The organism is Streptomyces tendae (genome assembly GCF_014650435.1).
Taxonomy (GTDB): domain Bacteria; phylum Actinomycetota; class Actinomycetes; order Streptomycetales; family Streptomycetaceae; genus Streptomyces; species Streptomyces tendae.
On the sequence record NZ_BMUY01000037.1, the window covers coordinates 1 to 9,712 of the forward strand.

Consider the following 9,712-nt stretch of genomic DNA (forward strand, 5'->3'; position numbering starts at 1 on the left):
CCGGCGGGCAGCACCTCCCCGGCCCACGGCTCGACACCGGCGGGCAGCACCTCCCCGGCCCACGGCTCGACACCGGCGGGCAGCACCTCCCCGGCCCGGGGTTCCGTCACCCCGGCGCCCGCACCGACCGGGGCACCCGTCCAGCGGGCGGCGTCCGCGCCCGGGACCACACCGGCCCCGGGCGCGTCCGGCGACGCGACGGCACCGGCGTCCCCGGTACGGCGGCCCGACGGCGGCAACCCGTCCCCCTCGGCTGCGGCGAACAGCGGCACCGCGTCCGGCACACCGCCGGTCCAGCGCACCGCCGTACGGCCGTCCGGGCTCTCGCCGACCGACGCTCCGGCAGGACGCGGCGCCCAGCGGCCCACCGGCGGCAACCCGGCGGCCACCGCACCGGGCGGCAGCACCACACCCGTCCAGCGGGCCACCACACGACCGACCGGCGACAGCAACCCCTCAACGCCCGCCCCGGCCAACAGCGGCACCGCACCCGGCACACCCCCGGTCCAGCGCGCCACCACACGCCCGTCCGGCAACAGCAACCCGCCGACCCCCGCACCGAGTCACGGCGGCTCCGCGTCCGGCACCACGCCGGTCCAGCGGACCACCGCACGGCCGTCCAGCGGCGGCAACCCGCCGACCCCCACACCGGGCAACAGCGGCTCCCCGTCCGGCACACCGCCCGTCCAGCGCGCCGGCGCCCGCCCGACCGGCGGCAGCAACCCTTCGGCCCCCGCGCCGGCGAGCAGCGGCTCCGTGCCCGGCACCACGCCCGTCCAGCGGACCACCACGCCGCGACCGTCCAGCGACGGCAACCCGCCGACCACCTCCGCGCCGAGTCACGGCGGGTCCGCGTCCGGCACACCGCCGGTCCAGCGCACCGTCGCCCAGCCGTCCAGCCCCTTGCCGACCGACACCCCGGCAGGACGCGGCACCGCACGGCCCGGCGACAGCAACCCGGCAGCCACCGCACCGAGCGGCAGCACCACGCCCGTCCAGCGCGCCACCACACGACCGACCGGCAACGGCAACCCGCCGACCCCCGCACCGGCCAACAGCGGCACCGCACCCGGCACACCCCCGATCCAGCGCGCCACCACCCGCCCGTCCGGCTCCCCGGCACAGCCGGGCAGCGGCAACCCGTCGACCACACCGGCCGACAGCGGTACCGCAGCGGACAGCCCGGTACGGCGAACCCCCGCGCCACCCAGCAGCGGCAACCCGGCGGCCACCGCACCGGACGTCGGCACCACGCCCGCCGCCACGCCGGTCCAGCGGACCACCGCCCGACCGTCCGGCAACAGCAACCCGCCGACCCCCGCACCGGCCAACAGCGGCACCGCACCCGGCACACCCCCGGTCCAGCGCACCGTCGCCCAGCCGTCCAGCCCCACACCGGCCGACACCCCGGGCAACGGCCCCGCGTCCACCGCCCCGGCGGGCAACGGCGCCGCGGCCTCGACGCCGCCGGTGCAGCGTGCCGTACGCCGCACGGACGGCGGCGCGCCTTCCCCGGCGGGCAACGACACAGCCGCCACCCGACGAGCCGCCGCGCAGCCCGACCGCCCCGTCTCCGCGGGCGACCGCCGGACCGGTTCGCCGGAGGCCACCACGACCGGCGCCCCGGGCCCGGTACAACGCGCCGTGTCCCAGCCCGAGTCGGGGCCCCGCGCCCCCGTTCGGCCGGTCACGCCCGCGGCCGGCACCGCCTCGGACGCGGCACAGGGCGCGACCGCCCCGGTGCGCCGGGCGGAGCCCCGGCCCGCCACCGACCCTGCGACCGGCACTGGCACCGGCACCCCGTCCACCGGCGGCACAGCGGCACCCTCGCCGTCGTCCTCGCCCACGCCGGGAGCCAGCACCGCCGGTCCCGCCGGCCCCCCGGTCCAGCGAGCCGTGTCAGCGGCCGAAGGTCCTACGGACGGTCGGCAGCTGCCCCCCGTCCAGCGCCGGGTGCCGGACGGACCGAGCCCCGCGACCACCGTCACCGGGTCCACCACGTCCACCACGCCCGCGACCCGTAACGCGCCCACCCCCGCCGTACCGCTGTCCCCGCCGGCGACCGGCAAGTCGGCCGCCCCGGCGGCCCCCGTGCAGCGCAGCGCGGCCGGGCGGCGTCCGGGGCTCGGCGCGCCCACCTCGTCCGGCCCGGTCGGCGCCGTACGTCCGACCGTGTCGCCGGCACCGCCGGCGGCGCAGTCACCGGCACAGGCACCCGCGTCCACCGCCGCACCGGCGGGGCCGGCCGCGGCGCCCGCGCGTCGTTCTCCGCTCGGCGCGCCCCTCGCCGCGCCCCCGCGCGACACCACCTCGCTCACCGCCCGGTCCCCGGCACCGGTGTCCTCCGCGACCGAAGGCGGCGCATTCGCCCCGCCGGTCCAGCGGGCCACCGCCCAGTCCGTCGCGCCCGCGGCACCCCCCGTCACGACGACGACCACGGCCGCCGCCACCGCCATGCACGCGGTGCCGCCCTTCGCTGCCATGACGACGCCCGACACACCCTCCTTCGCCGCTCTGACCACGCCCGACACACCCCCCTTCGCTGCCATGTCGGCGCCCCCGGCGGCGCCGCCCTTCACGCCTCCGTCGCTGCCAGGTGGCGACGGGCCCGCGCCCCCCGTCGTGCAGCGCGCGCCCGCCAAGGCCGTCCCCCTGCGCAAGCCCGTGTCCCCCGGCGCCGCCGCCACCGGTGCCCCGCTCCCGGTGGCCCCGCTCACCCCGCCCCGGCCGTCGACTGCCGCGCCCGCGCTGCCCGTCGCCCCGCAGGCGGCGCCCTCGGACCCCGCACCGGACGCCCTCGCCCCGGCCGGCGCCGCGTCCGCCGATCTGCCGCCGGTCCAGCGGTTCTCCTTCCGCCGTTCCCACCGCGCCGGACGCACCACCGCCGCGCTGGCCTCCGCCACGGCCGCCACCGTGGTCGACAACCTGACCCGGCTGGACCCCCCGTCGTCCCGTCCGGGACCGAACGAACCGCCGCCCCCGTACAGCGACCCGCCGCCCCCGTACGAGGCGGGCGGGGGCGCACGGCCCTCCGAGGAGCCCCCGCCCGGGTACACGGCGGTCCCCGAAGGCGGGCTCGACCCGCGGCAGCTCACCGACTTCCAGCTCGACGAACTGGTGCACCGGATCATCGGCCGCGTCACCCGTCTCGTCCGCACCGAACTGCGCATGGACCGCGAACGGATCGGCAGACTGCGCGACCCGCGCTGACCGGACCGCACCGGCCCCGCCGGACGGCCGGACCGCCCCGAGGGCCGCGCCACCCGCCCGCCACCGTTCCCCGACAAGAAAGGTCGACCCCCGATGAGCCGTAAGGACCCGGGCTCTTCCATCTGGTTCAGCCTCGCCATCGACGGCGAGAGCCTCGGCTACTTCAACGGGTGCGAGGGCCTGTCGACCCAGGTGGAGGTGGAACAGCGCCAGGAGGGCGGCAACAACGGCTTCGTCTGGCAGCTGCCCACGCGCGTCACCTACTCCAACATCCGGCTGACCCGCCCGCTCACCCCGGACACGGCGAAGGTCGCCAAGTGGATCTCGTCCGTGCAGACCGGCATCCAGCGGCCCACGGCGCAGATCTCCGCCCTGCGCGCGGACGGGTCGCTGGTCGCCCGCTGGGGGCTGATCGACGTCCTGCCCGTCAGCTGGCAGGGCCCGAGCCTCGACCCCGGCAGCGCGTCCGTGGCCAACGAGGTCCTGGAGATCGCCCACCACGGGTTCACGGACTGACGGCGCCGCCGAGCAGAGAGGAAGAACCATGGCCACAAGCAAGGGCGCCGGCAAGAGCCTCGTACGCGCCAACCTCGCCATCCACGAGCCGCCCACCGGCAAGTCCACCTCACCCGGCGGGCTGATCAAGCGGTTCCCGTTCGAGTTCAACCCGGCGCAGCTCTCGATCAGTCAGCGCTCCCAGTGGAAGGCGACCCCGACGGCGGCCGTGCGCAAGGCCGCCAAGCCGCAGTTCCTGGGTGCCGAGCCGCGGGAGATGACCCTGGAGATCTTCCTGGACTCCTCCATGAAGCCCGGCGGCAACACCGTGATGAAGAAGGTCGAGTCGCTGCTGATCTGCTGCGAGGTCACCGCCAAGAGCCTGGCCGCCAAGCAGCCGTCACCGCCCTGGGTGATCTTCGAGTGGGGTTCGTTCTCCACGGCCCGGTTCAACGCCTACGTCGCGTCCATCGAGACCCAGTACACGCTCTTCGGCACCGCCGGCGTCCCCATCCGCGCCACCTGCCAGCTGGCCCTGGTGGAGATTCCCGGCCCGACCCCGAGGCAGAACCCGACCTCCGGCGCCCTCACCGCCCAGCGCGTGCACCGGGTCGTCGCGGGTGACTCGCTCCAGTCGCTGGCGTGGAGCGAGTACGGCAGCGCCAACGCGTGGCGGGTGATCGCCGAGGCCAACGGCATCGACGACCCGTCCCACCTGCCGACCGGCACCGAACTCATCCTGCCGGCCACCGAGGAGGTGCCTCACTGATGGTGCGTCCCTCCTTCTCCAGCATCGTCGAGGTGAAGATCGGCGGAGCCAAGCTGCCCGACAACATCGCCCCGATGCTCACCGACGGATGGGTCGACCAGGGCGTCAACGTGCCTGCGGCGTTCCGGCTCACCTTCCGCGACCCGTACCACAAGCTCCTCGGCGACCTGAACGTGCAGTTCGGCACCCCGGTCGTCATCACGCCGATCGCCGACGGGCAGGGCAAGAACAACCCCCTGCTGACCGGTGAGGTCACCGGCCTGGAGACCGACTACGACGGCACCGGCAGCTTCACCGTCATCCGCGGCTACGACTACGGGCACCGGCTGATGCGCCAGCGCCGGGTGGCCGCGTACCGCAACCAGAAGGCGTCCGACATCGCCAGCAAGCTGGTGAAGATGGACGGCGTCTCCGTCGGCCGCATCCAGGCGACCAAGGGCACCTACGCGTTCATCGCCCAGCCCAACGTCACCGACTGGGACTTCCTCGCCCGGCTCGCCGACGAGAACAAGATGATCATGTACCTGGACTCCAAGGGGAAGTTCCGGTTCGTCACGCCCAAGCCGTCGGCCGGAGCGCCCTCGCCGAACACGGACGGCGACCAGAGCACCTTCGTCCTCCAGGCCGGCCACGACATCCTGCGGCTGCGGGCCGCCGTCACCGCCGCCGACCAGATCGGCAAGGTGGAGTCGCGCGGCTGGAACGTCACCACCAAGAAGAAGATCACCGAGGTCGCGCCGGCCACCACCGACCCCGGCATCGGCATCAAGTGGACGCCCGGCACGGCCGCCGGCAAGTTCAAGCCCGGCAAACTCGTCGAGACCGCCAACCCGTACGACAAGCAGGACGAGGTGCAGAACGCCGCGAAGGCCCTCGCCTCCGACGTCACCGCGTCCTTCGCCGAGTTGGAGGTCGCCGCCAACGGCCACCCCGACCTGCGGCCCGGCGTCCCCGTCGCGCTCGCCGACGTCGGCACCCCCTTCGAGGGCAAGTACACCGTCACCTCGGTACGCCACCACTTCGGCGACGGCGTCGCCTACGAGTCCTGGATCACGGTCAGCGGACGCCAGTGGCGTTCCCTGTACGGGCTCGCCTCGGGCGGTGGCGGCGGCTCGGACCCGGCGAGCGCAGCCCGGCTGCCCAGCGTCGCCAACGCCATCGTCACCGACGTACAGGACCCCCTCAAGCAGGGCAGGGTCAAGCTGCAGTTCCCGTGGCTGGACGACACCTACGTCAGCGACTGGGCGCGCAGCGTGCAGATGGGCGGCGTGGCGGGCGGCGGCATCTTCCCCATGGACGTCGGCGACGAGGTGCTGGTCGCCTTCGACCGGGGGGCGCTGGACCACCCGTTCGTGATCGGCGGCCTCTACAACGGCCGGGACGTGCCGACCAAGAGCGACGTGCCCCTGCACGACGGCCTGAAGAAGAAGGCCGTACGGCACACCCTGTCCGACCGCCAGGGCAACCGCGTCGACCTGCTCAGCCAGCGCACCGGCGGACGCAAGCAGGGCGTGCGGATCGCCAGCGGCAACGACAAGCTGACCATCAATCTCGACCGCACCAAGACCGAGATCACCGTCGACAGCAAGGGCTCCGTCAGCATCACCGGCAGCCGCTCGGTGTCGGTGGACGCGGGCACCGACCTGTCGCTCAGCGCCAGACGCTCCCTGACCATCAAGAGCGGCGGACCCCTCAGCATCCAGGGCGGCAGCATGATCAACATGCGCAGTGGGGGTCTGGTCGGGGTCAACGCGGGAGGCGCCCTGAACCTGGGCGCGGCCGGCGCCGCGACGCTGAGCGCCGGGGCCGCGACGACCATCTCCGGCACCGTCAACGTGCAGATCAACTCCGTCATGACGAGGATCGTCGGCGCGACCTTCGAGGTCAAGACGCCCATCTTCAAGGTCGCGACCATCCCCGTGCCGGGCCTGTGACGAAGCGTTCTAGAGGAAGGCAGGTTGCTCTCTGATGGCCGAACAGTTCGTCGGCTCCGGCTGGTCGTTCCCGCTGCGTATCGGGCCCACCGGCGGGATCGCCCTGGTCAGCGGCGAACAGGAGGTGGAGGAGGCCATGCGGCTCATCCTGGCCACCGCTCCCGGAGAGCGCCCGATGCGCCCCGAGTTCGGTTGCGCCATCCACGACCTCGTCTTCGCCCCCGTCAACGAGCAGACGGCCGGCCGGATCCAGCACGAGGTGTATGTCACCCTGGACCGCTGGGAACCGCGCATCGAGGTCCACGACGTGGACGTCACCACCGGCGAGGACCAGAACGTCCTCTTCATCGACGTCCGTTACTCGATCCGCGGCACCAACAACCCGCGCAGCCTCGTCTTCCCGTTCTACGTCATCCCCTCCCACGACGAGCCCGACCTCCCCGACGCTCCGGCCGGTCTCCCGGGCTCTCCCGAAAGCGACCGCTGATGCCCCTGCCCTCTCCCAACCTCGACGACCGCCGCTTCCAGCAGTTCGTCGACGATGCCAAGCGCTACATCCAGCAGCGCGCCCCGGAGTGGACCGACCACAACGTCTCGGACCCCGGTGTCACGCTCGTCGAGACGGTGGCCCACATGGCCGACCAGATCGTGTACCGGCTCAACCGGGTCCCGGACAAGAACCACCTCGCCTTCCTGGACCTGGTCGGCATCACGCTGTTCCCGCCGTCGGCCGCGCGCACGGACGTCACCTTCTGGCTGTCCGCACCGCAGGAGGACGCGATCCTGGTCCCGGTCGGCACCGAGGTCGCCACCCTGCGCACCGAACGCGACGAGGCCGTCGTGTTCGCCACCGAGCAGGACCTGCGCATCGTCCCGTGCACGTTGGGCCGCCTGGTGACGCAGGTCCGCGGCGAAGCCGTCAGCGACCGCACCACGGACCTCGCCGAGAGCAAGGACGTGCTGTGCTTCGCCGAGGCGCCGGGCCCCGGCGACTGCATGCTCATCGGCCTCACCGCCGCCGTCCCCGACTGCGCGCTCGCGCTCGAACTCGACAGCCGCGTCGACGGCGTCGGTGTCGACCCGCGCCAGCCGCCGCTGGTCTGGGAGGCCTGGACCGAGGACGGCTGGCAGTCCTGCGAGGTCGACCGCGACGGCACCGGTGGCCTCAACCGCCCCGGCGACGTCGTGCTCCACATACCCGGCGGCCACGTGCTGTCCCGCAACGGCGGCCACGAGGCCGGCTGGATCCGCTGCCGGGTCACCGAACCGCTGAGCGGCCAGCCCTTCTACACCACCTCGCCGACCATCCGTTCCGCCGAGGCGTACACCATCGGCGGCACCACCGGCTCCATCCACGCCGAGACCGTCCTCGACGAGCCCCTCGGCGAGTCCACCGGCCTGCCCGGCCAGCGGCTGAGGCTCGAACACGCCCCCGTCGTCGCCGGCGAGCCGTCCGTCCTGCTCCAGACCGCCGCCGACGACGGCTGGCAGGACTGGCAGGTGGTCCCGCACTTCTCCGGCTCCCACCCGGACGACCACCACATCACCGTCGACGCCACCACCGGCGAGATCGCCTTCGGCCCCGCCGTCCGCGAGGCCGACGGCACCCTGCGCCAGTACGGGGCCGTCCCGCCCAAGGGCGCCGTCATCCGCGCCCGCCGCTACCGCACCGGCGGGGGCAGGGCGGGCAACGTGGCCCGCGGCGCCGTACAGGTGCTGCGCACCTCCATCCCGTACGTCTCCGAGGTCGTCAACCGCGAGGCCGCGCTCGGCGGCGTCGACGGCGAGACCATCGAGGAGGCCAAGCTGCGGGCCCCCATCACCCTGCGCGCCCAGGAACGCGCCGTCACGCTGCGCGACTACGAGGAACTCGCCCGCCGCGCCGCCCCCGAGACCGCCCGCATCACCTGCCTGGAGGGCGCGGAGAACGAGTACGGCGCCCACGCCGTCCGCGTCCTCGTCGTCCCCCAGGCCGTCCCGGACCCCGGCGGACGCCTCCGCTTCGAGCAACTCGTGCCCGGTGACGCCCTCCTGAGCCGCATCACCCGCCACCTCGACGAACGCCGCCTGATCGGCACCCGGCTCGCCGTCGGGCCGCCCTACTACCAGGGCGTCACCGTCGTCGCCACCGTCCACGCCTTCCGCGACGTCGACGCCGACCGCGTGCGCCGACAGGCCCACGACGCCCTCTACCGCCACCTCGACCCGCTCACCGGCGGCTCCGACGGCAAGGGCTGGCCCTTCGGGCGCCCCGTGCAGACCGGTGAGCTGTTCGCCGTCCTCCAGCGCGTCCCCGGCGTCGAACTCGTCGACGAGGTCGTCCTGCACCCGGCCGACCCGCTCACCGGCAAGCGCGGCGACCCCACCAACCGCATCGACCTCGACGCACCCGCCCTGGTCTTCTCCTACGACCACCGGGTCCGCGTGATCGGGGACAGCGCGTGAAGTCCGCCTCGCAACGGGGCTCCGTCGACGGACTCGGCTCGTCGCTGCCCATCGCGTCGATGCTGCCGGCCGTCTTCGCCGACGACGACCTCGCGCTGCGCTTCGTCGGCGGCCTCGACGACGTCCTCGCACCCATCCTGAACGTCCTGGACTGCCTGGACACCTACTTCGACCCCGCCCTCACCCCGGCGGACTTCGCGCAGTGGCTCGGCACCTGGGTCGGCGCGGAGACCGACGGCACCGAGGCCGAACCGATGCTGCGCGCCGCCGTCGCCGCCGCTGCCCGGCTGCACCGCGTACGCGGCACCCTGCAGGGCCTGTCCGAGACCGTCCGGCTCGCCTTCGGTGTCGCGCCGGAGATCACCGAGAGCGGCGGCGCCGTGTGGAACGCCCGGCCGCTCGGCCCGTTCCCCGGCCGGCCCCGCCCGCAGCTGCACGTCGCCCTCCGGCTGCCCGAGCCCAGGCCCGTCGACGTCCACCGGCTGGACGCCCTCGTCGCCGCCGCCCGCCCCGCCCACATGCCCTACACGGTCGAAGTGACCGCCTCCGAAAGGACCCCGGAGAGATGACCACGCAGAACTGCGCCGAGTGCGGAACCCGCGCGGAACCGGGCCAGTCCTTCTGCGACGCGTGCGGCGCCGTACTCAGCTGGGACCAGGCCGGCGCCGCCGCCCGCACCGCACAGCCCGCGGCCGCCACGTCCGACCAGAGCCCCGGCTTCGACGCCTTCGGCGGCGCGGGCGTGCCCCCCGCCCGCACCGGCCGCCCGGCCGCGACGCCCGCCGCGGGCGCCGCCGACGAGCCGGTCGGCGCCATCGGGGACAACCCGACGCTGCCCCAGCCGCGCCGCCCGGCAGGC

The 9,712-nt window shown here is 74.5% G+C and carries 8 protein-coding genes and 2 pseudogenes; 8 read left to right on the forward strand and 2 right to left on the reverse strand.

The features are described 5' to 3' along the window. Positions 1-428 (reverse strand): annotated as a pseudogene (locus IE258_RS39990) (hypothetical protein); the annotation flags it as partial. Between the two features lie 135 nt (positions 429-563). Beyond that, complete coding sequence (locus IE258_RS39995; RefSeq protein ID WP_189750706.1) at positions 564-791, reverse strand: hypothetical protein; 228 nt, start codon at positions 789-791, stop codon at positions 564-566. Between IE258_RS39995 and IE258_RS41585 the strand changes: the two genes are divergently transcribed. The 8 genes and pseudogenes from IE258_RS41585 to IE258_RS41590 all read left to right on the forward strand — a co-directional run. Beyond that, complete coding sequence (locus IE258_RS41585) at positions 757-3,210, forward strand: hypothetical protein (protein ID WP_229892751.1); 2,454 nt, start codon at positions 757-759, stop codon at positions 3,208-3,210. The genes IE258_RS39995 and IE258_RS41585 overlap by 35 nt on opposite strands. Positions 3,211-3,303: 93 nt before the next feature. Continuing rightward, a complete protein-coding gene (locus IE258_RS40005; protein WP_076975496.1) occupies positions 3,304-3,726 on the forward strand; it encodes a phage tail protein in 423 nt (140 codons plus the stop codon). A 28-nt stretch (positions 3,727-3,754) separates the two neighbouring features. Further along, positions 3,755-4,474 (forward strand): CIS tube protein, encoded by a 720-nt coding sequence (locus IE258_RS40010; protein ID WP_159330711.1) that lies wholly within the window; start codon positions 3,755-3,757, stop codon positions 4,472-4,474. Next, positions 4,474-6,408, forward strand: a complete 1,935-nt coding sequence (locus tag IE258_RS40015) for a VgrG-related protein (protein WP_189750707.1) — start codon at positions 4,474-4,476, stop codon at positions 6,406-6,408. Before IE258_RS40010 ends, IE258_RS40015 begins: the two co-directional genes overlap by 1 nt. Before the next feature lie 34 nt (positions 6,409-6,442). Then, positions 6,443-6,895 carry a GPW/gp25 family protein gene (locus IE258_RS40020; RefSeq protein ID WP_030187795.1) on the forward strand — a complete coding sequence of 151 codons (453 nt, stop codon included), beginning with the start codon at positions 6,443-6,445 and terminating at the stop codon, positions 6,893-6,895. Beyond that, a complete protein-coding gene (locus IE258_RS40025) occupies positions 6,895-8,853 on the forward strand; it encodes a putative baseplate assembly protein (protein WP_189750708.1) in 1,959 nt (652 codons plus the stop codon). Before IE258_RS40020 ends, IE258_RS40025 begins: the two co-directional genes overlap by 1 nt. A gap of 59 nt (positions 8,854-8,912) precedes the next feature. Then, the gene (locus IE258_RS40030; protein ID WP_167308307.1) at positions 8,913-9,422 is read left to right on the forward strand and encodes a phage tail protein; all 510 of its coding nucleotides are present in this window, start codon (positions 8,913-8,915) and stop codon (positions 9,420-9,422) included. Next, positions 9,419-9,712, forward strand: a pseudogene (locus tag IE258_RS41590) (zinc ribbon domain-containing protein); the annotation flags it as partial. The gene IE258_RS40030 and the pseudogene IE258_RS41590, both read left to right, overlap by 4 nt.